The sequence below is a fragment of the Rhodoferax sp. GW821-FHT09E07 genome, assembly GCF_059416145.1.
Window position 1 is genome coordinate 348,623 of record NZ_JBWKOP010000003.1, and the last position, 20,801, is coordinate 369,423.

The following is a 20,801-nucleotide window of genomic DNA, read 5'->3' on the forward strand; positions in this document are numbered from 1 at the left end:
GCGTCAAACCGCTGCGGCAATGATGGACAGGAAGTCGGGCGCCTTCAGCGAAGCCCCCCCCACCAATCCACCGTCAATATCTGGCTGACCCAACAGCTGCGCCGCATTGGCAGCATTCATGCTGCCGCCGTACAAGATCTGAACACGGTCCGAATGCTCGGTTGCGGCGTGCAGCTGCGCACGCAACACCGCATGCACCTGCTGCGCCTGCTCGGGACTGGCGGTTTTGCCGGTACCAATGGCCCACACGGGCTCATACGCCACCACGATCTCGCTGATGCAATGACCGTTGGTGTGGATGACAGCCGCCAGTTGACGTTTCACCACGTCTTCAGTCAATCCGGCTTCACGTTCCTGCAGGGTCTCGCCCACGCAGACGATGGGCGTGATGCCTGCTGCCAAGGTCTTCTGAGCCTTGCTGGCTACAACGGCATCGGTCTCACCGTGGTACTGGCGACGCTCCGAGTGCCCCACGATGGCATAGCGTACCGCCAGATCGCGGAGCATGCTGGCAGACACTTCACCCGTGTAGGCACCGGCATCGTGCGCGGACACGTCTTGCGCACCCACCGCAATCGCAGAGCCTTTGACCAAGACACCCACTTCTGCCAGGTACGGTGCGGGCACGCAGACAGCAATGTCACATGCAGCCTGCCCCACACCAGCCAACAATTGCTGGACCAACGCAGTATTGGCGGCCGTGGAGCCGTTCATCTTCCAGTTGCCCGCAATCAATTTCTTTTTCATGCTGCATCCCACTTCAAAACAATTTTGCCAACGTGCTGGTTGCTCTCCATCAGCGCATGGGCTTTTGCGGCATCCACCGGCGCAAACACGCTGTGGATCACCGCCTTGACGCGCCCGGCGACCAACAAGGGCCAGACCACGCGCAAGCACGAAGCTGCAATCGCCGCCTTGAATGCCACAGGCCGCGCACGCAAGGTGGAACCGGTGATGGTCAACCGCTTGCGCAGCACCAGCCCGGCATTGATCTCGCTCTGCACACCACCCTGCACTGCGATGATGACCAAACGACCATCGTCTGCAAGGCATTGCACTTCCTTGGCCACATAGGCACCCGCCACCATGTCCAGCACCACATCCACACCACGCCCCTGCGTGAGGCGCAAGGCCTCCGCCTGGAAATCCTGGGTTTTGTAGTTGATGGCATGGTCAGCGCCCAGTGCAAGACACGCCGCACATTTCTCGTCGCTACCCGCCGTCGCAATCACGGTGGCGCCCATGGCCTTGGCCAGCTGGATGGCGGTGACGCCAATGCCACTGGTACCACCCTGCACCAGCAAGGTTTCCCCCGCTTGCAGACGCCCCCGATCGAACACATTGCTCCACACGGTGAACAGCGTCTCGGGCAGGCTCGCCGCTTCAACATCGGTCCACCCTTCAGGCACCGGCAGGCATTGGCCCACAGGCGCCACGCAGAGCTCTGCATAGCCACCGCCAGCAACCAACGCGCAAACACGATCGCCCAACTTGAAGCCAGCCGCCTGCATGGCTGCCGCATCACCATCCACGATGGTGCCTGCGACTTCCAGCCCCGGAAGGTCAGAAGCACCGGCGGGCGCCGGGTAGTGCCCGGCACGCTGCAGCAAATCAGGACGGTTAATACCACTGGCCGCCACGCGAATGCACACCTCCCCCGCACCTGCCACAGGCGCAGGACGGTCCACCAGACGCAAAACGTCTGGCGGACCGAAGGACGAGATTTCGACAGCGTTCATAGCCAAATCAACCGGTAGCCCCCGCACTTATTGCGCGAGCAGCTACCAATTCAATAGCAAGGTGAATTAACCCTGCTCACCGTTTTGGGCGGGACGGTCCAGCAGCGCCTTCATGGACAGCTTGATGCGGCCCTTTTCGTCGGTTTCCATGACCTTGACCTTGACGAGCTGGCCTTCGGACAGGTAGTCCGTGACCTTCTCGACGCGCTCGTGGGCGATCTGGCTGATGTGCAGCAGACCGTCTTTACCAGGCAACAGGTTGACCAGGGCACCGAAGTCCAAGATCTTGGTGATGGGGCCTTCGTAGACCTTGCCGATTTCGACTTCGGCCGTGATCTGCTCGATACGGCGCTTGGCTTCTTCAGCCTTGGCTCCGTCGGTGGCAGCGATGGTGATGGTGCCGTCTTCCTCGATGTTGATCTGGCAACCGGTTTCTTCAGTCAGTGCGCGGATCACGGCGCCGCCCTTGCCGATCACGTCACGGATCTTCTCGGGATTGATCTTCATGGAGTACAGCTTGGGTGCGAAGCTGGACACTTCGGTCTTGGCTTCGCCCATGGCTTTCTGCATTTCACCCAGGATGTGCATACGGGCTTCCTTGGCCTGGGCCAGAGCGACTTGCATGATTTCCTTGGTAATGCCCTGGATCTTGATGTCCATTTGCAGCGCGGTAATGCCGTTGGTAGTGCCGGCCACCTTGAAGTCCATATCTCCCAGGTGGTCTTCGTCACCCAGGATGTCGGTCAACACGGCGAAACGGTTGTCGTCCTTGATCAGGCCCATGGCGATACCGGCCACGTGGGCTTTCAAAGGCACACCAGCGTCCATCAGCGACAGGCAGCCACCGCAGACGGAAGCCATGGAAGACGAACCATTGGATTCGGTGATTTCAGACACCACGCGCATGGTGTAGGGGAACTCTTCCTTGGTGGGCAATACGGCAACCAGTGCGCGTTTGGCCAGACGGCCGTGGCCGATTTCGCGGCGCTTGGGTGTGCCCACGCGACCGGTTTCGCCCGTGGCGAACGGAGGCATGTTGTAGTGCAGCATGAAGCGATCTTCATAGTCGCCGCTCAAAGCGTCGATACGTTGGGCGTCGCGCTCGGTACCCAAGGTGGCAATCACCAGAGCCTGGGTTTCGCCGCGTGTAAACAGGGCGGAACCGTGGGTGCGGGGCAGCACGCCGTTGCGGATTTCAATAGCACGGACGGTGCGGGTGTCGCGACCGTCGATACGGGGCTCGCCCGCCAGAATCTGGCCGCGCACAATCTTGGCTTCGATTTCGAACAGCAGGCCTTCGACTGCGACGGAGTCAAACGCTGCGCCGTCGGCCTTCAGGGCGGCCATAACTTCGGAGTAGGCAGCGCGGCAAGCCTGCGTACGGGCTTGCTTGTTGCGGATTTGGTAAGCAGCTTCCAGCTTGGCTTTGGCCAGGCCGTCGATCTTGGCGATCAGGGCCTCGTCCTTCGCAGGAGCCTTCCAGTCCCACACGGGCTTGCCAGCATCGCGCACCAGTTCGTGGATCGCGTTGATGGCGATGTTGCCTTGTTGGTGACCGAACACAACGGCACCCAGCATGATTTCTTCGGACAGTTGTTGTGCTTCGGACTCGACCATCAGCACAGCGGCTTCGGTACCGGCAACAACCAGATCCATGATGGAGTCTTTGCGGGCGGTTTGTCCGGGGTTCAGCACGTATTCACCGTTGACGTAACCCACGCGGGCTGCGCCGATGGGGCCGTTGAACGGCACGCCGGAGACGGACAGCGCGGCGCTGACTGCGATCATGGCGGCGATGTCGGCGTCGACTTCAGGGTTCAAGGACACGGTGTGGATCACCACGTGCACTTCGTTGAAGAAGCCTTCGGGGAACAGGGGGCGGATCGGGCGGTCGATCAGGCGGGAGGTCAGCGTTTCAAATTCGCTGGGGCGGCCTTCGCGCTTGAAGAAGGAACCGGGGATCTTGCCCGCGGCGTAGGACTTTTCCAGGTAGTCCACGGTCAGGGGGAAGAAGTCTTGACCGGGCTTGCCTTCAGTCTTGGCGACCACAGTGGCCAGCACCACGGTACCGTCCATGTCCAGCAGCACAGCGCCGGTGGACTGGCGTGCGATTTCGCCGGTTTCCATGGTGACCGTGTGTTGGCCCCATTGGAAGGTCTTGGTAACTTTGTTGAAAATACTCATGTCTTATCTCCTGTGAGTTAGGGGTCATGTTTGGGAGGTTTTGGCCACCTCACCCGAGCCCGGAGCCAACATCACAGTCCACGATGCCATTCCAGAAAAACTCCGGCCGGCGCCGGAATTGCTTTGGAATGACACAGCTTCGCTCTGTTTTTGTCGTCTCCGAAGTAAAAAACGCCTGAGCTAGTGACCTAACTCAGGCGCTTCTCATTCGTTGAATCGCTTACTTGCGCAGACCCAGCTTGGCGATCAGGGCAACGTAGCGGTCCGCGTCCTTGGACTTCAGGTAGTCCAGCAGCTTGCGGCGACGGGAAACCATGCGCAGCAGACCGCGGCGACCGTGGTGGTCCTTGGCGTGGGTCTTGAAGTGGGGGGTCAGTTCGTTGATACGGGCGGTCAGCAAAGCCACTTGGACTTCGGGGCTGCCGGTATCGCCAGCTTGACGGGCGTTGTCTTTGACAACAGCGGCTTTGATGCTAGATGCAATCATGGAATTTCCTGGTTTTTAGGACGGCGCGCTGCGCGCTATCCCGGTTTGTACAACTTGCGCCAGGGGCTGGAACTGCGCCTGGCGTGCGCCCTGCCGAATGCAAAGCCGCTCGATTATAACCCGGCCGCGTCAGGGACGCACCATCTTGCAGCTGCTGGCCTGCTCGGCCGCCGCAGCGGGCACAGTTTTCACCACACGAAATCCGTAGCCCGAGCCTTCCACGTCAAATTTGACGCCCGACGTTCCCTGGCGCTCCATTAGTCCCACCACCAGCGGCTGCTGGAACTGGTGGTCGGCGGCACGCATGGTGCCGGTTTGACCACTGAAAGTGACACTAGCCCTCTCCAGTTGTGCAGCAACCGCTACCATATCGATAGCACCACCGGCGGCGACTCCACCCTGCTTGCCGGCGGCCTCTACGCTTTGGGCCAGCGCCTCAACCAGCAGTTGCATGCGCATGTGCACGTAGTCGTCCTCGGGCTTGGGGTAGCGCACGCGGAAAGACTTGTAGAACGCCTCGCTGGCGGCGGTCTGTACATTGGGCAGCCAATCGGCCACCGCCACCACCTTGCCAATGCCCGCATCGCCAATCGCGGCGGGAGCGCCCAGGGCGTTGCCATAGAAGGTGTAGAACTTGCCATCAAAGCCCACGTCCTTGGCCGCCTTGATGAGCAGGCTCAGGTCATTGCCAAAGTTGCCGGTAATGACAGCGCCCGCGCCGCTGGCCTTGATCTTGTTGGCATAAGGCAAAAAGTCTTTCACACGTCCCAGCGGATGCAGCTCGTCACCCACCACCTGTACATCGGGGCGCAGCACGCCCAACTGGCGCCGGGCTTCACGCGCCACAGCCTGGCCGAAGCTGTAGTCCTGGCCAATGATGTAAACGCTCTTGAGCGCCTTGTCGTCCTTGAGCACGTCCATGAGCGCGGCCATGCGCATGTCGGAGTGGGCGTCAAAACGGAAATGCCAGAAGCTGCATTTCTCGTTGGTCAGCTCGGGCAGCACGGCCGCATAGTTGAGAAACAGCACCCGGCGTGCGGGGTCTCGCTCGTTGTGCTTGTTGATAGCGTCAATCAGCGAAGCTGCCACGCCCGAGGAATTGCCCTGCAGGATGACGCGCGCGCCGCCGTCGATGGCCGAGCGCAGCGCCGACAAAGCCTCTTCGGTCTGGCCCTTGCTGTCAAAGCGTTCCAGCTGCAGCGCCTGGTTGCCACCCACGTTGGCAGGCAGCTTCATGCCGCCGCGAGCGTTGACGCGCTCTACGGCCCAGACGAAATTGCGAAAGGCTGCTTCGCCACCGTTGGCGTTGGGACCACTAAAGCCTTCGATGACGGCGATCTTCAGTGCGGCGGGGGCTTGGGCCAAGGCGCTGGCCACCGAGAAAGCGGAGGCAAATAGCGCCGTCGCGCCCAATTTCAAGGCCTTGCGGTAAAGAATAAACATGGGGAATTTCTCTTGAAATGAGAGGGAAAGCGCTCAGCTTGGGAACATGCGGCGCTCGCTGTGAGAGCCGCGCAGTGTACTAGGAGTCCACACCATGTTTTTTGCCTCTGCACCTTCCACTTTCCAGTCTGCCGTGCGCCGTCCGGTGTACGCACATGCAGGTCGCTCCGTAGACCGTTTTCTGGAAGACGCGCTGTTTTCCGCTCGCCAGAATGGCGCCGCCTACACGCAGGATGAAACTGCCTTCACGCTGACATTGGACATGCCCGGCATCACCAAGGAACAGCTAGGCATCTCGATCGACGGCGCCGTGGTGCGCATCCAGAGCAAGGACGATGCGCCCCGCCGCTACCGCGCCGCCTATGAGTTCCCGCAGGATGTGGACAGTGCCTTGAGCGAAGCCAAGCTGGAAAACGGCGTGCTGACGCTCAAGCTGGCCAAGAAGGTGCCGGTCAACACCGCCACCGAACTGACGATCCAGTAAGACCTACAGCGTGTGCAGCGGCCAGCGGGGCTTGACGTCAAAAGCGTAAGCCTTGCTGGCGGTCTGCAAACCACTTTGCAGACGCATCGCCGCGGCCATGGCAATCATGGCGCCGTTGTCGGTGCACAGGTGCAGCTCGGGGTAGTGCACGCGCACGCCGCGTTTGGCGCACTCGGCATTCAGCAGCTCACGCAGCTTGCGGTTGGCGCCCACGCCACCGGCCACCACCAGGCGCTTCAGGCCTGTTTGTTTGATGGCCGCCATTGATTTCTTCAGCAGCACGTCCACAATCGCCGCCTGCGTAGATGCGGCCAAATCGGCCTGCTGCTGGAGCGGCAAGGCGTCGAATACGGTGACCGCACCCGCAGCCACCATGCGCTGGCTTTGCACCAACACGGCAGTCTTCAGGCCGGCGAATGAAAAGTCCAGGTTGCCGCTGTGCAGCAGCGGCCGCGGCAACTGGTAGGCCGTGGGATTGCCCTCCTCCGCCAGCTTGGACAGCAACGGCCCGCCAGGATAGGCCAGGCCCATGAGCTTGGCGGACTTGTCAAAGGCCTCGCCCGCCGCATCGTCAATCGTTTCGCCCAGCAGCTCGTAGCGGCCCACGCCGTCCACACGCATGAGCTGCGTGTGGCCACCGGACACCAGCAGCGCCACAAAGGGAAATTCGGGAGGATCTGCGCTGAGGAACGGGGATAGCAAATGCCCTTCCAGGTGGTGCACACCGAGCACCGGCTTGTCCAGCGCCGCGCCCAGTGCGCAGGCCACGCCCGCGCCCACCAGCAGGGCACCTGCCAGTCCGGGGCCGCGTGTGTAGGCCACCACATCCACGTCCTGCAGGCTGCGGCCACTGTCATGCAGCACCTGCTCGGTCAGCGGCAGCACGCGGCGGATGTGGTCGCGACTGGCGAGTTCGGGCACCACACCGCCGTAAGCCTGGTGCATCTCGATCTGGCTGTGCAGCGCGTGGGCCAGCAGCGTGGGCACGGCACTTCCCTGCGACTCCACCATGGCCACGCCTGTTTCGTCACACGACGACTCGATTCCCAACACCAGCATGCTTGTTTCCTTCAGAGCCGCCGAGTTTAGAGGATGGGACCAGCGCCGACGCCCCGGCACAATGGCGCCATGGACCTGCCTTTGACCGGTGACGCCATTGCCCGGCTGGAATACGCCACCCGGGACGCCGTGGCCCCGCCGCACTGCGAAACCCTGGACGGCTGGCTGCTGTCGTATGACACCTCCACCATCGGGCGCGCCAAAAGCGCTGTGCCGCTGCGTCACCACAGCCTGAGCCCCGCAGCCCTGTCCGACATCTGCACCCGCTACACCGCGCGTGGGCTGAAACCCATGTTTCGGCTGGCCGATGTCGCGGGCCTGGCCGATGTGCAGGATGAACTGCGGCGGCTGGGCTTTGCGCCGACACAGCCCACACTGGTGCAGGTGGCCCCCACCGCCACGTTGGCAGGTCTGAGCACCGCCACCACCGCCACGTTGTCGTCTACACCCACTGCCCAATGGGCGGCGGTGTACACCGCGCCGGGCTTTGACCCGGTGGATGGCCAGCACCGCGTGCAGGCTTTGAGCCGCGGCCAGCATGGCGTGTATGCCAGCCTGCTGGAAGACGGCCGCGCACTGTGCGCAGGCACCGCGGTGTACAGCCAGGGCTGGGCCAGCCTGCACGGTCTGCGTACCGTGGAGGACGCACGTGGCCGGGGGCTGGCTGCGCAACTGATGGCTTGCCTGGCCCAGGAGGCGCTGCGGCGCGGACTGACGCAAACGTTTTTGCAAGTGGAAGCAGAAAACGCAGCGGCACTGTCGCTCTACCGGCGGGCCGGCTTTGCCACCGCATGGTGCTACCACTACTGGCGCGAAATTTGCGTGCCATGATGTGCCTATGACCGAGCCGCTTCGCATCGTCGTGATCAACTCAGACTTGCTGGTCGATGACCCGCAGGATGCACACGCGTTCAGCCAGGCCGAGCGCTCACGCAGCCTGCGCATCGGTTTGCTGGAAAACGGATTCAACCTGGTGGCATCACTGCCCGCCGATGTGTACTTGACCGAGCGCCTGGCGCAACTGCAGCCCGACCTGATCATCGTGGACGCCGAGAGCGACGCGCGCGACGCGCTGGAGCACGTGGTGATGGCCACGCGCGACGAACGCCGCCCCATCGTCATGTTCACCAACGACAACGACAGCGGCAACGCACGGGCCGCGGTGGCCGCCGGTGTGTCGGCCTACATCGTGGCGGGCCTGCAGACCGAGCGCATCCGCCCCATTCTGGACGTGGCCATGGCCCGCTTCCAGCACGAGCAGGCCCTGCGCCAGGAACTGGCCGCCACGCGCACCGAACTCAACGAGCTCTCCGCCGCCCTGCAAGACCGCAAGGTCATCGACCGCGCCAAGGCCCTGCTGATACAGCGCCAACAGCTCAGCGAGGAAGCCGCCTACGCCAAGCTGCGCAAGACCGCCATGGACAAGAATCTGAAGATTGTGGAAGTGGCCCAGCGCATGCTGGACGTGGCCGACCTGCTCTCCTGACAGAGGCAAACAACTGGTTACGTGTGGTTCACACAATTGGCACAAATCAGAACTAAGCTGTACCCATGCAACCCGAAATCCCTATCGAACAACTGGCCGCCGAGGTGTACGACGCCGCGCCCGCTGCAGAGCAGGAGCGCATGGTGTCGCAACTGGTAGGCAAGATCTACGAAACTGCGCCGGTTTCCGTGCGCAGCAATCTCATCCTGACGCTGATGAAGCCACTGGGCGTTCTGTCCCTCGTGGCCGTGGCCGACGGCATCTTCGCCAAAATCCGCTTTCGCGGTGGCTGGCCCGACGTGCAGGTACTTCCTGACGACGTGAAAAACGTGGAACCCCAGGACGTTGTAGCCTTGGCGCACTACGCGCAGCAGGTGAGCCTGCATGTGCTGGATGGCCTGGCCCGCGTGGTCACAGCCTCCCCGGTCATGGCCACGTCGGCCGCCGCCGCACTGCTGATCCACATCCTGATGCAACGCAAAGGCATCGAGCGCCGCGCACAAAGCCGCGGCTAGGCCCATTCCCCGGTCAACGGGCGGTGCCACCGGCCACCTTGGCGCTTGGACAAACAGCGCCCCAAACCACGTCGCAAACACTCGGCACGCGCCAGAAAAGGCCAATCCCCAGGCCGATTTTCCCGGTTTGGTGCAGTGCACAAAACCGGTGCGCCACGCCCCATCTTGAGATAAATAGGCTCCTAGCCCCCGTATTCATTGCGCAAGCAGCTCCTTAATTCATAGCAAGTCACAGCACAAACGACCTGGCACAGACATTGCATTAAACCCTGCGAGACCGGCAACGGTCATGCACTGCACCCCACCTAACGGCGGGTAGGGCGCAGGGCAAACAGGACAAAGGCGTCCCCACGGGTTGACTCGCGCACTGCGCAGTCAACCCAGTGCGGACGCCTTTTTTGTTTTTCGTTTTGTGTTTTTCACTTCTGGAGCGTGTGCCATGACTGATCTTCTGAAAGCCAAACTCAGCCGCCGTGCTGTTCTGCAAACCGCAGCCGTGGGCGTGGTGGGCATCAACCCAGCGCTGCGCGCCGCGGTGTACGCCGGTGGCTCGGACGCCCCGGAAAAAACCGAAGTCAAGATCGGCTTCATCCCGCTGACCGACTGCGCCAGCGTGGTCATGGCCTCGGTGCTGGGCATCGACAAGAAGTATGGCGTCACCATCGTGCCCAGCAAGGAAGCCAGTTGGGCCGGTGTGCGCGACAAGCTGGTGAACGGCGAGCTGGACTTTGCCCATGTGCTGTACGGCCTGGTCTACGGCGTACACCTGGGCGTGGGTGGCCCCAAGAAAGACATGGCCGTGTTGGCCACGCTGAACAACAACGGCCAGGCCATCACCCTGTCCAAAAAGCTGGCCGACAAAGGCGCAGTGGACGGCCCTGGCTTGGCCAAGCTGATGGCTGCCGAGAAGCGTGAATACACCTTCGCCCAGACCTTCCCCACCGGCACGCACGCCATGTGGCTGTACTACTGGCTGGCCGCCAACGGCATCAACCCCTTGGCAGACGCCAAGGTCATTACCGTGCCACCGCCCCAGATGGTCGCGAACATGCGTGTGGGCAACATGGACGGCTTTTGCGTGGGCGAGCCCTGGAACCACCGTGCCATCATCGACGGCATTGGCGTGACGGCCACCACCACACAAGACATCTGGAAGGACCACCCCGAAAAGGTGCTGGGCACCACGGGCGATTTCGTCAAGAAGTACCCCAACACGGCGCGTGCCGTGACCGCCGCCATCCTGGAAGCCGGCCGTTGGATCGACGCCAGTCTGTCCAACAAAAACAAGATGGCCGAAACCATTGCCGACAAGAGCTATGTGAACACCAGCGTGGACGCGATCAACCAGCGCATCCTGGGCCGCTACCAAAACGGCATGGGCAAGACCTGGGATGACCCCAACTACATGAAGTTCTACAACGACGGTGCAGTGAACTTCCCCTACCTGTCCGACGGCATGTGGTTCCTGACGCAGCACAAGCGCTGGGGCATTTTGAAAGAGCACCCCGACTACCTGGCCGTGGCCAAGCAGATCAACCAGATCGACATCTACAAGCAGGCGGCCACCGCCAGCAAGACCCCCGTGCCCAAGGACGTCATGCGCAGCAGCAAGTTGATGGACAGCACGGTGTGGGATGGCAAGGACCCCAAGAAATACGCCGACAGCTTCAAGGTCAAGGCCTGAGCCGCGCCCTTCACCGAACAGGAGATTCTTATGGTCAGTGCTGTTTTTCACTCCCCCTTGGCCCCAGCGGCCGACGGGTCTGCTATCAAAAAGGAAGCTGCCAGCGCAGTGTCCACGGGGGCTGGCATGCAAAAAACCACCAAACCCGCAGCTGTGGTGGCAACGCCCGCCGTTGCCAAACCCGGCTACGACTGGCGCGGCCTGGCCCTGATGGTGCTGCCCCCCGTCATGGGTCTGGCACTGCTGGTGGGCATCTGGGCCTTGGTGAGCATTGGCACCAAGAGCAGCATTCCCAGCCCCTGGGAAACGCTGCAGCAGGCCATCACCATCTTCAGCGACCCGTTCTACCGCAAGGGCCCCAACGACCAGGGCGTGGGCTGGAACGTGCTGAACTCGCTGCAACGTGTGGCACTGGGCTTCGGCCTGGCCGCTGCGGTGGGCATTCCAGCGGGTTTCATGATCGGACGCTTCGAGTTTTTAAGCCGCATGTTCAACCCGCTCATCAGCCTGCTGCGCCCGGTGTCTCCGTTGGCCTGGTTGCCCATTGGCCTCTTGGTATTCAAGGGTGCGAACCCCGCCGCCATCTGGACCATCTTCATCTGCTCGATCTGGCCCATGGTCATCAACACGGCAGTGGGCGTGCAACGCGTACCGCAGGACTACATGAACGTGGCCCGCGTGCTGAACCTCTCTGAATGGAAGATCGTCACCAAGATCCTCTTCCCCTCGGTGCTGCCCTACATGCTGACCGGCGTGCGCCTGGCCGTGGGCACGGCATGGCTGGTGATCGTCGCGGCCGAGATGCTGACCGGTGGCGTGGGCATCGGCTTCTGGGTGTGGGACGAGTGGAACAACCTGAACGTCAAGAACATCATCATCGCGATCTTCGTGATCGGCATCGTCGGGCTGATTCTGGAATACGCCCTGATCAAGATCGCAACCGCATTCACATTCGAAGAGGTGAAGTCATGAGCACTGTGTCTGCCAACCCCAAGTACATCGAAATCCAGGGCGTGGCCCAGACCTTCAAGACCAAGAAGGGCCTGTTCCCCGCGCTGCGCGACATCAACCTCACCGTGGCCAAGGGCGAGTTTGTGGCCCTGATCGGTCACAGCGGCTGTGGCAAGTCCACGCTGCTGAACCTGATTGCCGGGCTGACCACGCCCACCGAGGGCTCGCTGATCTGCGCCAACCGCGAGATCAACGGCCCCGGCCCCGAGCGTGCCGTGGTGTTCCAGAACCACTCGCTGCTGCCCTGGCTCACTTGCTTTGAGAACGTCTACCTGGGCGTGGAGCGCGTGTTTGGTGCGGGCGCCAAGAGCACCGGTGCTGCATCGGAAAACAAAACCCAGCTGAAAGAACGCACCGATGCCGCCCTGGCCCTGGTGGGCCTGACGGCCGCTGCGCACAAGCGCCCTGGCGAGATCAGCGGCGGCATGAAGCAGCGCGTAGGCATTGCCCGCGCGCTGGCCATGGAGCCCAAAGTGCTGCTGATGGATGAGCCCTTTGGTGCACTGGACGCGCTGACACGCGCCAAGCTGCAGGACGAGTTGCTGGAGATCGTGGCGCGTACCCAAAGCACGGTGGTGATGGTGACGCACGATGTGGACGAGGCCGTGCTGCTGTCCGACAAGATCGTGATGATGACCAACGGCCCGGCAGCCACTATTGGCGAAGTGCTCAGCGTGGACCTTCCCCGCCCGCGCAACCGCGTGGCGCTGGCAGACAGCCCCGAGTACCTGCACTACCGCAAGGCCGTCATCGACTTCTTGTACACGCGCCAGGCCCACGTGGAGAAAGCCGCCTAGGTACGCGCACCACGTGTGCAGTCAAGGGCGCCCTGCGGGGCGCCCTTTTTTTGTGCGCAGATCGCACTCAAATCAGGCACAGATCGTGCATGTATTTAGGCACGACCAACGAAGGTCTAGCAGTCTTGCGGTGGAATGCATGCCATTCTGGTAGTGGCAACTCGCATTCGGTATCTGGTGCCTGAACGGCAGCAGTCTCTTCCGCACGCCCCCTCCTCCCCACAGCCTCTATACGGAGCCCACTCATGGCCGGATTTCGTCAATTTCTAAAAAGCGGACACACCCCGACGTTGTTTGCAGCATTTTTTTATCTGATGTTCTCGTTCGTCATCTGGGTGATGAACGGGGCCATGGCGCCCTTCATCAGCGAGCAATTTCAACTAACGGCAGCGCAAAAAGGTCTCTTGCTATCGATCCCCATCGTGGCAGGCGCCATCATGCGTTTCCCCCTGGGCCTGCTGGCGCAGTACGTCGGCCGCAAGACGGCAACGATGGTGGAGCTGACCCTGATCACCTGCACCATGTCCTTCGGCTACTTTTTTGTGCACACCTACGACGACCTCCTGAAGATGGCCCTGTTGTTGGGCGTGGCCGGGGCCAGCTTTGGCGTCGCCATGTCGCTCGGCTCGGGTTGGTACCCACCCAAGTACAAAGGCCTCGCCATGGGCCTGGTGGGTGCAGGCAATGCAGGCACCGCGCTGGCTGCGCTGTTGGCGCCCCCCTTGGCACAAGCCTATGGCTGGCAAACCGTGTACGGCTTTGCGGCCATCGCATCGCTGCTGCCCATGGCCGTGGTGTTGTTCATGGCCAAAGAACCACCGGACCGTGACGAGCACGCCAGCATGCGTGACCATCTGGCCTGCCTGCTGGAGAGTGACGGTTGGGTGTTCAGCCTGATCTACGTGGTGACCTTCGGCGGCTTTATCGGCATCGTGACCTTCTTGCCCACCTACTACTACGACCAGTTCGGCGTGAGCAAGGTGCAGGCAGGGCAGCTGACCATGCTGGCCGCGCTGATGGGGGCCGTGGTGCGCGTCGCCGGTGGCTGGATCTCCGACCACTGGGGCGGCGTCAACACGCTGACGGTAGTGTTGGTGGTGGTCGCGCTGGCGCTGATCGGCGTTGGGCTGTCTGCAGGCTCGCTGGCCATGACCACCCTGTTGCTGATCATCTGCTTTGCCGCACTGGGAGCGGGCAATGGCGCACTGTTCCAACTGGTGCCGCTGCGTTGGCCCGCCTCCACGGCGGTGGCGGGTTCCATGATCGGTGAGATCGGCGCCTTGGGTGGCGGCACCATCCCTGCCTTGATGGGACAGTCCAAACAGCACACGGGCAGCTTTATGTCCGGCTTCATCGTCTTGGCGGTCTTCTCGCTGCTGATGCTGGTCGTCATGCGCGCCATGCAAGTCCGCTGGACGCGGACCTGGGCCGAAAAGGGAGGTCGTGCGCGTAGCGCCTAAAGGCAATCACGCTACTAAAACAGTAGCTGGCCGCGCAGATTCCACGGGGGCTGCGCGGCTTTTTTTCTACACATTCATCGTGTTGGCAGGAACACTGATGTGTGCAATAGGCGGCCTGTGCGCCATGCAGAACAGGAGGTGAATGGGGACATAGACAGGGGCGAAGCGGTAGATGGCATGTTGAAATGCATCCACCGAGAACGCGCTACTTAGATTCAATCTGGCCTCGGCTGAATATCGCACAGCGTGAAGAAACACGACGGGGAAGAACGTAAGTTCTTGCAACACGGCCCAACCCAAGCCACCGCCAAAAGCTGCCACCCAAAACCAACCTCCGGTGAGCCTCCTGGAAGAATAGGCTCCGAGTGCCGACATGCCCAACGCAAGCCCCAAGGCGCATAACCAATACAAGGTGAAGGCGAAAACCTGGTTGGAAGGAAGGTGTCCATCAGCAAGCTGAAACCCCACCAAGCACGCAGCCCCGAAAAACAAAATGGGGCTTGTGTAGACGATGCGCCAAGGTAGCTTTTGGGGGGGTCTCTTTTGTAACTGACTATGGACCCATTTCAACCCCAGGATCGCCAGAGCCGGCAGCAAAAGGGCAAAGGCAATCACTTTCCCAACCATATCCAGCCATGAGTTCATGCTGCTTGCAAGAGTCACAGCGAAAGCCAAAACAACGCTGATCGGAATACTCACAAAGAAAAACATTCGCGTTGCACGCGCGTTGAAGTGGTCCACAACGGTCACCAATAGAACACAGAGCACCAAGGGTCCGAGTTCTTGCACAAAAGAGAAGTCCAGAATCCAATTCAACAGGAACAGTCCGCTAGGCGCCATGTAAATTGGCGCGCAAACACATGCATAAATGAGCCCGAGGACACTTGCCACTGCACGCACCCATACTAAATTCATTTGATTCACAGCCCCATCAATCACGCTTACGCCACGGGTTGAACTTGCATTGGCTGACTCAAAACCAGCCGCCAACCGATTATGTGGGCGCAAAAACTACACGTAGATCGGGAAACGCCGCCCCACGCCCGCACAGCCTCAACCACCAACGCTACTAAAACAGTAGCTGGCCGCGCAGATCCCACGGGGGCTGCGCGGCTTTTTTATATCTCTTCACCATCCTGGCCAATTCATTGTTTGACATGCAAGTATTTACTTGCATATAATTTTCGAACACTTCAAGGAGAACTGTCATGGTGGATATCCTGCACAGGGTCGGTATCAAGTCGTCGGTAGATGCCGTCTACCAGGCGTTGACCACGCGCGAAGGCCTGGCGGCCTGGTGGACGAGCAGCACGCAAGGCGACGCCGCGGCGGGCGGTGCCCTCACCTTCCGCTTCAGCGTGGACGGCGTCGAGATCGGGGGCTTTGACATGAAGGTGCTGGAACTGGAGCCGGCGCGCAGCGTGCTGTGGCAGGTGGTGGATGGCCCCGCGGAATGGATAGGCACGCGCATTCGTTTCGACCTGCAGCAATCCGGCGAACACGCCATCGTTCTCTTCAAGCACCAGGGGTGGAAGGCGCCGGTGGAATTCATGCACCATTGCAGTACCAAGTGGGCGATCTATCTGATGAGCCTGAAATCGCTGGTGGAAACCGGCAAAGGTACCCCGAACCCGAACGACCCGCATATCAGCGGTGACGGCGCGGACTGAGGTGCCACCGATGACGAAAGCACGTTTTGGATATCGACAAAGTTTTCAAGGCACTGGCCGACCCGACGCGCAGGCGCCTGCTCGACCAACTGCACGGCGAGAGCGGCCAGACGCTGGGTGCGTTGTGCGAACACATGGACATGACGCGCCAGGCCGTCACTCAGCATTTGCAACTGCTGGAGGCCGCCAACCTGGTGGCCGTGGTGTGGCAGGGACGCGAGAAGCTGCACTACATCAACCCCGTGCCGTTGCATGAAATTCACACGCGGTGGATCGCCAAGTTCGAGCACGGTCGGCTGGACGCACTGCACAACCTGAAACAAACACTGGAAGGATCCCAAGATGACAACGCCAACAACAAAACCTAGCTTTGTGTACGTGACCTACATCCAGACCACGCCCGAAAAAGTGTGGCAAGCCTTCATGGACACGGACGTGATGGCGCAGTACTGGGTGGGCCCCACATCCGAGTGCGCCCGTGTCAACGTGTCGGACTGGAAGCCCGGCTCGACATGGGAACACCAGCGGCTGGACGCTGCGCGCACAGTGGACATCTGCGGCAAGGTGGTGGAATGCACCCCACCCAAGCGCCTGGTCTACACCTGGGCGCGCCCCAGCGAAGCCGATGATGCATCCAAACACTCCCGTGTGGAAATCGATATCGAGCAGCGCATTGATGGCCTGGTGCGACTGACCGTTAGCCACATCGACCTGGACGCACAGATGCTGGCGGGCATATCAGGCGGCTGGCCGGCCGTGCTGTCGAACCTCAAGACGCTGCTGGAAACCGGGCATGTGCTGCCGAGGGTGGCGGCAGCGGCCTGATTCCACCCGCCCCAGTCAGAGCTGGGCCAAGGGAATACCTGCTGCTGCTTCGTCCGCTTGCAGAACTTGCGCAAGTGTCTCCAGGTCGGCATTCAACCGGGCAAGGGTTTGGGCATCGAGTTTCCCCAGAGCCTCTGGCAAGACGCCTTCGAAGGGACCAGGAATTTTTCGCAAGATTTTTCGGCCCTCTGGTGTCACTTTCAACTCCACGGCCCGCTTGTCGCCGCTGGACTTCACCATGGTGATGAGTTCTTTACGCACCAGCACTTTGACGAGGTTGCTGGCCGTGGATTGGTGGATGTCCATGTTCTGCGCAATGTCGCCAACGCCAATGCCTGGTGTATCTCGAATGAGGTTCAAAGCCCACGCCTGTGCGCCGCCTAGCCCGGTTTCTTTTTCCATCAGACGGAAATGGGTGCGGACCGCATTGAAAACCACCCGGAAACGGCGCAGGACCTGCGTGGCGTTGTCGGTTGGGTTGGCAGCGAATTGGGAGGTTTTCATGAGCACTGAGCCGGGACAATGTGGCCTGCTGATGATACGAGGAAGGCCTGATCAAGTCGTCATCAAGATTTGTTGGCGCACCCGCTTCATCAGCAAATCATCAAAGGTGTAGAAGCCATTGCCACACGCCTGAAGTTCGTTCAAAGCAAAGGCGGCTCCCGTGCCAAAAGCCTCGCGCCTGATGGAATCGTGGATCAAGCGCACCGTCTGGTAGGGGAATCCGAAGATCACCTCATGGTGTCCCACGATCCCGCCCAAGCGCATTGAGGTGATTTTTTCGCCTCCCACCTCCAGGCTCTCTGCGATCTTCTTCGCAGTTCCTGACACCTCAGGCTTGTCACGGAAATGCTGCTCCAGGATTTCAACGTCTGCGAAGGGCGCGATCTCCCGGAGCAGTCGCGCCGCCATGATCAAGAAATTGATGCCCACGGTGATGTTGGGCGAACACAGGACCCGTGCGTCCTGTCCCAGTGTGCGGACGTAAGCCAGCTGTTTCGCGTCATACGAAGAAATCGCTGTCAACAGTATCAGGCCCAAACGACGGACATGCTCACCGTAGAGGTGCACGGAGGATGCATGGGAAAAGTCAACCAACGCGTCCACAGGATGCACTGAAAGCCACCGGCCCAAGTTCTCACCGTCCAGGGAAACCATGGGTACAGATCGACCCGCCACGTGCACGGAACCGGGAGTGCCTGAGCGGTTGACGATCCACTGAAGTGCGTAGCGTGGATCTTCCTCCAGCACCTGCGCCACGGCGCTTCCGGCCTTGCCGTATCCAATCAGTCCCACTTTCATTCAGTCCTCCTTGGTGAAAAAGGGTTCGCTCCACGAGCGCGGCTGGCAAATGTACCAAATTACATTTGTACCAATGTAAAATTGCGCAACATTACCCACCCACGAAGTTCATGCGACAGCATCCCCACATTTCCTCTGCATTCAAAGATGCGCTGTATGACGCCCACCTGTGGAGAGGACGCGTGTTCTTCATCGCGTTTGCCGCTTTGGCTGGCTGGTCCATCGTGGCGTTCACATGGCTTGCTGAACACGCCCTGGCAACTTTCTTCTTGGTGCAGGGGAAATACTGGTGGATGCCTTTGCTGTGGACCCCCTTGAGTGCGGCCGGAATCGTTTGGACGACCCGACGTTTCGCTCCCGGTGCGGCAGGCTCTGGCATTCCGCAGGTCATGGCGGCCCAAGACTCCATGGTGCACGGCCATGTTCGTGGCATCTTTGTTTCGTTACGGCTGAGTCTTGCCAAGATGGCGCTGACCGCGTGGGGGCTGTTGGCAGGGCTCTCATTGGGGCGCGAAGGCCCTTCCGTCCAGATTGCGGCGGGCATCATGCACAGCGTGCGGCGTTGGCTCCCCAGCCGCTCCCAAATCAGTGAACAAAGCCTTCTGGTAGCGGGAGGGGCCGCCGGCATTGCCGCTGCCTTCAACACCCCCCTGGGGGGTGTCATGTTTGCCATCGAAGAACTCACCCGCAAGCCTGAGCACCGGAACCACGGCCTGATCATGGCGGCCATCGTGCTAGCCGGGCTGATGGGCGTTTCTGCCTACGGAAACTCCAGCTATTTCGGGGTGATCCACGTAGTGGGCTTCGGCTGGAATGTGCTGGTCCCGGCCATCCTGATTTCCGCGGGTTGCGGATTGCTAGGTGGCTTGTTCTCCAGGCTGTTGGTGGTGTCCCAGGCGGGGAGCTCTGCCGATTGGTTCAGCCTGCAACGCAAAACCCGTCCAGTGGTGTTCGCTGCCGGTTGTGGGCTTGTGATCGCATGTATCGGCATCGTCAGTTCAGGGGACACCTTTGGCAGCGGGTACGCCCATACCAAGGCCTCGCTGGACAATACTGCGGACACCCATGGAATTTACGTGTGGCTCAAATTTGTGGCTACCTGGCTGACGACTTGGTCGGGTGTACCAGGCGGCATATTTGCCCCCTCACTGGCCATCGGTGGCGCCCTGGGTGCAGATGTCGCCCAGTGGACGGCGTACACCAACCCGCCGACCCTGATTGCTTTGGGCATGGCCGCCTTTTTGGCGGCTGCCACCCAAGCGCCGCTGACTGCATTCATCATCGTCATGGAGATGGTGGACGGCCACGCATTGGTGCTAAGCCTGATGGCCAGTGCCTTGCTTGCCAGCGGGATATCACGGCTGATCAGCGCGCCGCTGTACCCCGCATTGGCCGACCTGCAACTCGGCCGACTGCCCAAGACATGAGGGACCAGTGCATTGGCAATGCACCGGGGCTCACTTGGCCGGGTAGACCAAATCTACGCGGCGGTTTTGGGCGTAGGCAGCTTCGTCATGCCCAGCGGCTTTGGGCTTCTCCTTGCCCCAGCTGACCGCCTCCATTTGGGAAGTGTCCACACCGTAGGTTTTCAAAGTCTTCAATACGGCTTCGGCACGCTTCTGACCCAAGGCCAGGTTGTACTCGGCGCTGCCGCGCTCATCGGCGTTGCCCTCCACGCGGATCGACAGCTTGGGATTTCGCACCAGATATTTGCCATGCAGGTCCAGGACGGCTTGGTACTCCGGCTTGATCAGGAAATTGTCGTAGTCAAAGTAGACACTGCGGTTGGTGAACAGGGCACTGGCCGGGTCCAGGTGGGGCGCCAGCACCACGCTTTGAACCTTGGACTGTGCAACAGGCGCGTTGGACTCCGTGGCAGCCGTCGTGGTTTGCATGGGAGGGGCGGCAGAGGCGTCGGACGCCATGTTTGATTTGGGGCTGCTGCCACACGCCACCAGCGCCAAAGCGCTGGAGAACACAAACGCCATTGAACAGATTTTTTTCATGACTTTTCGTCGCCTCTTTCTGAAAATTGGATAACCCATGAATCGCGCCCAGAATCAATATCCGGGCTCGGGAAATTATACATTTGTTACAATGTAAACGGATAATGTTTCAGAGTAGGCGACGCCTGCGCAGTGGCACACGTCTTGGTGTCGCTGGCCCTTTTTCAGTACTGCTTGTACGGAAGGAACTTGCCGGACAGCACCACATTCACGCGGTCGCCCTTGGGGTCGGGTTGGCGCACGATGTCCATGCTGAAATCGATCGCGCTCATGATGCCGTCGCCAAATTCCTCGTGGATGAGTTCCTTGATGGTCGTACCGTACACGTTGACCAGCTCGTACCAACGGTAGATCAGCGGGTCGGTAGGAACCGCCGTGGGGAGTGAGCCTTTGTAGGGCACCACCTGCAGCCATTTGATCTCTTCGGCGCTGAGGCCGAAGATCTTGCCAACGACCTTGGCCTGCTTTTCGTCGAAGGTCATTTGGCCCAGGCAACCGGCGGTAACCCACTCCTTGCTGAGCCCCACCTTCTTGGCCACACTCTCCCACTTCAGCCCTTTGCTGACTTTGGCGGCGATGATTTTTTCGGTGACGTCATTGCGATTCATAGATGCTCCTGATCAGCAGTGGTTGGAAAGTGCATGCAGGT

Annotated in this window: 23 protein-coding genes; 12 read left to right on the forward strand and 11 right to left on the reverse strand. The window is 60.8% G+C overall.

The features are described 5' to 3' along the window. Positions 1–3 precede the first annotated feature (3 nt). The 5 genes from tpiA to AC07OE_RS07460 form a co-directional block, all read right to left on the reverse strand. Positions 4–747, reverse strand: coding sequence for a triose-phosphate isomerase (tpiA, locus tag AC07OE_RS07440; protein WP_495069921.1), 744 nt, complete (start codon positions 745–747; stop codon positions 4–6). Then, entirely contained in the window at positions 744–1,739 is a 996-nt protein-coding gene (locus AC07OE_RS07445) for an NAD(P)H-quinone oxidoreductase (RefSeq protein ID WP_495069922.1), read from the reverse strand. Before AC07OE_RS07445 ends, tpiA begins: the two co-directional genes overlap by 4 nt. Before the next feature lie 66 nt (positions 1,740–1,805). Beyond that, positions 1,806–3,923, reverse strand: a complete 2,118-nt coding sequence (gene pnp / locus AC07OE_RS07450; protein WP_495069923.1) for a polyribonucleotide nucleotidyltransferase — start codon at positions 3,921–3,923, stop codon at positions 1,806–1,808. A 220-nt stretch (positions 3,924–4,143) separates the two neighbouring features. Next, positions 4,144–4,410, reverse strand: coding sequence for a 30S ribosomal protein S15 (rpsO, locus tag AC07OE_RS07455; protein WP_094478006.1), 267 nt, complete (start codon positions 4,408–4,410; stop codon positions 4,144–4,146). A gap of 129 nt (positions 4,411–4,539) precedes the next feature. After that, complete coding sequence (locus tag AC07OE_RS07460; RefSeq protein WP_495069924.1) at positions 4,540–5,853, reverse strand: branched-chain amino acid ABC transporter substrate-binding protein; 1,314 nt, start codon at positions 5,851–5,853, stop codon at positions 4,540–4,542. A gap of 94 nt (positions 5,854–5,947) precedes the next feature. Here AC07OE_RS07460 and AC07OE_RS07465 point away from each other — a divergent pair, with 94 nt between their 5' ends. Further along, a complete protein-coding gene (locus AC07OE_RS07465) occupies positions 5,948–6,337 on the forward strand; it encodes an Hsp20/alpha crystallin family protein (protein ID WP_495069925.1) in 390 nt (129 codons plus the stop codon). A gap of 3 nt (positions 6,338–6,340) precedes the next feature. Here AC07OE_RS07465 and tsaD read toward each other — a convergent pair whose 3' ends face one another. Beyond that, entirely contained in the window at positions 6,341–7,396 is a 1,056-nt protein-coding gene (gene tsaD, locus AC07OE_RS07470; protein WP_495069926.1) for a tRNA (adenosine(37)-N6)-threonylcarbamoyltransferase complex transferase subunit TsaD, read from the reverse strand. A 69-nt stretch (positions 7,397–7,465) separates the two neighbouring features. Between tsaD and AC07OE_RS07475 the strand changes: the two genes are divergently transcribed. From AC07OE_RS07475 to AC07OE_RS07505, 7 genes are all read left to right on the forward strand, one after another. Next, positions 7,466–8,227, forward strand: a complete 762-nt coding sequence (locus AC07OE_RS07475) for a GNAT family N-acetyltransferase (protein WP_495069927.1) — start codon at positions 7,466–7,468, stop codon at positions 8,225–8,227. Positions 8,228–8,234: 7 nt separating this feature from the next. Continuing rightward, positions 8,235–8,882 carry an ANTAR domain-containing response regulator gene (locus AC07OE_RS07480; protein WP_495069928.1) on the forward strand — a complete coding sequence of 216 codons (648 nt, stop codon included), beginning with the start codon at positions 8,235–8,237 and terminating at the stop codon, positions 8,880–8,882. 65 nt (positions 8,883–8,947) lie between these two features. Then, positions 8,948–9,397, forward strand: a complete 450-nt coding sequence (locus tag AC07OE_RS07485; RefSeq protein ID WP_495069929.1) for a hypothetical protein — start codon at positions 8,948–8,950, stop codon at positions 9,395–9,397. Between the two features lie 439 nt (positions 9,398–9,836). Continuing rightward, the gene (locus tag AC07OE_RS07490; protein WP_495069930.1) at positions 9,837–11,081 is read left to right on the forward strand and encodes a CmpA/NrtA family ABC transporter substrate-binding protein; all 1,245 of its coding nucleotides are present in this window, start codon (positions 9,837–9,839) and stop codon (positions 11,079–11,081) included. 30 nt (positions 11,082–11,111) lie between these two features. After that, complete coding sequence (gene ntrB, locus AC07OE_RS07495; RefSeq protein ID WP_495069931.1) at positions 11,112–12,053, forward strand: nitrate ABC transporter permease; 942 nt, start codon at positions 11,112–11,114, stop codon at positions 12,051–12,053. After that, entirely contained in the window at positions 12,050–12,889 is an 840-nt protein-coding gene (locus tag AC07OE_RS07500) for an ABC transporter ATP-binding protein (RefSeq protein ID WP_495069932.1), read from the forward strand. Before ntrB ends, AC07OE_RS07500 begins: the two co-directional genes overlap by 4 nt. Before the next feature lie 245 nt (positions 12,890–13,134). After that, positions 13,135–14,349, forward strand: coding sequence for an MFS transporter (locus AC07OE_RS07505; protein ID WP_495069933.1), 1,215 nt, complete (start codon positions 13,135–13,137; stop codon positions 14,347–14,349). A gap of 66 nt (positions 14,350–14,415) precedes the next feature. Here the strand turns inward: AC07OE_RS07505 and AC07OE_RS07510 are convergent, their stop codons facing one another. Further along, on the reverse strand, positions 14,416–15,165 hold the full coding sequence (locus AC07OE_RS07510; protein ID WP_495069934.1) for a hypothetical protein: 750 nt from the start codon (positions 15,163–15,165) through the stop codon (positions 14,416–14,418). 392 nt (positions 15,166–15,557) lie between these two features. Here AC07OE_RS07510 and AC07OE_RS07515 point away from each other — a divergent pair, with 392 nt between their 5' ends. Genes AC07OE_RS07515 through AC07OE_RS07525 form a run of 3 tightly spaced genes read left to right on the forward strand, consistent with a single transcriptional unit; the run spans position 15,558 to position 16,844 of the window. Further along, positions 15,558–16,019 carry an SRPBCC family protein gene (locus tag AC07OE_RS07515; RefSeq protein ID WP_495069935.1) on the forward strand — a complete coding sequence of 154 codons (462 nt, stop codon included), beginning with the start codon at positions 15,558–15,560 and terminating at the stop codon, positions 16,017–16,019. Between the two features lie 32 nt (positions 16,020–16,051). Further along, entirely contained in the window at positions 16,052–16,387 is a 336-nt protein-coding gene (locus AC07OE_RS07520) for an ArsR/SmtB family transcription factor (protein WP_495070087.1), read from the forward strand. Continuing rightward, complete coding sequence (locus AC07OE_RS07525; protein ID WP_495069936.1) at positions 16,362–16,844, forward strand: SRPBCC family protein; 483 nt, start codon at positions 16,362–16,364, stop codon at positions 16,842–16,844. The genes AC07OE_RS07520 and AC07OE_RS07525 overlap by 26 nt, the downstream gene beginning before the upstream one ends. Before the next feature lie 15 nt (positions 16,845–16,859). Here the strand turns inward: AC07OE_RS07525 and AC07OE_RS07530 are convergent, their stop codons facing one another. Then, positions 16,860–17,348, reverse strand: coding sequence for a MarR family winged helix-turn-helix transcriptional regulator (locus AC07OE_RS07530; protein ID WP_495069937.1), 489 nt, complete (start codon positions 17,346–17,348; stop codon positions 16,860–16,862). Between the two features lie 51 nt (positions 17,349–17,399). Beyond that, positions 17,400–18,146, reverse strand: a complete 747-nt coding sequence (locus tag AC07OE_RS07535; RefSeq protein ID WP_495069938.1) for a 4-hydroxy-tetrahydrodipicolinate reductase — start codon at positions 18,144–18,146, stop codon at positions 17,400–17,402. A gap of 110 nt (positions 18,147–18,256) precedes the next feature. Between AC07OE_RS07535 and AC07OE_RS07540 the strand changes: the two genes are divergently transcribed. Then, complete coding sequence (locus AC07OE_RS07540; protein ID WP_495069939.1) at positions 18,257–19,573, forward strand: chloride channel protein; 1,317 nt, start codon at positions 18,257–18,259, stop codon at positions 19,571–19,573. A 30-nt stretch (positions 19,574–19,603) separates the two neighbouring features. Here the strand turns inward: AC07OE_RS07540 and pal are convergent, their stop codons facing one another. Continuing rightward, the gene (pal, locus tag AC07OE_RS07545) at positions 19,604–20,152 is read right to left on the reverse strand and encodes a peptidoglycan-associated lipoprotein Pal (RefSeq protein WP_495069940.1); all 549 of its coding nucleotides are present in this window, start codon (positions 20,150–20,152) and stop codon (positions 19,604–19,606) included. Positions 20,153–20,316: 164 nt separating this feature from the next. Further along, entirely contained in the window at positions 20,317–20,760 is a 444-nt protein-coding gene (gene cynS / locus AC07OE_RS07550) for a cyanase (protein ID WP_495069941.1), read from the reverse strand. Positions 20,761–20,801 lie beyond the last annotated feature (41 nt).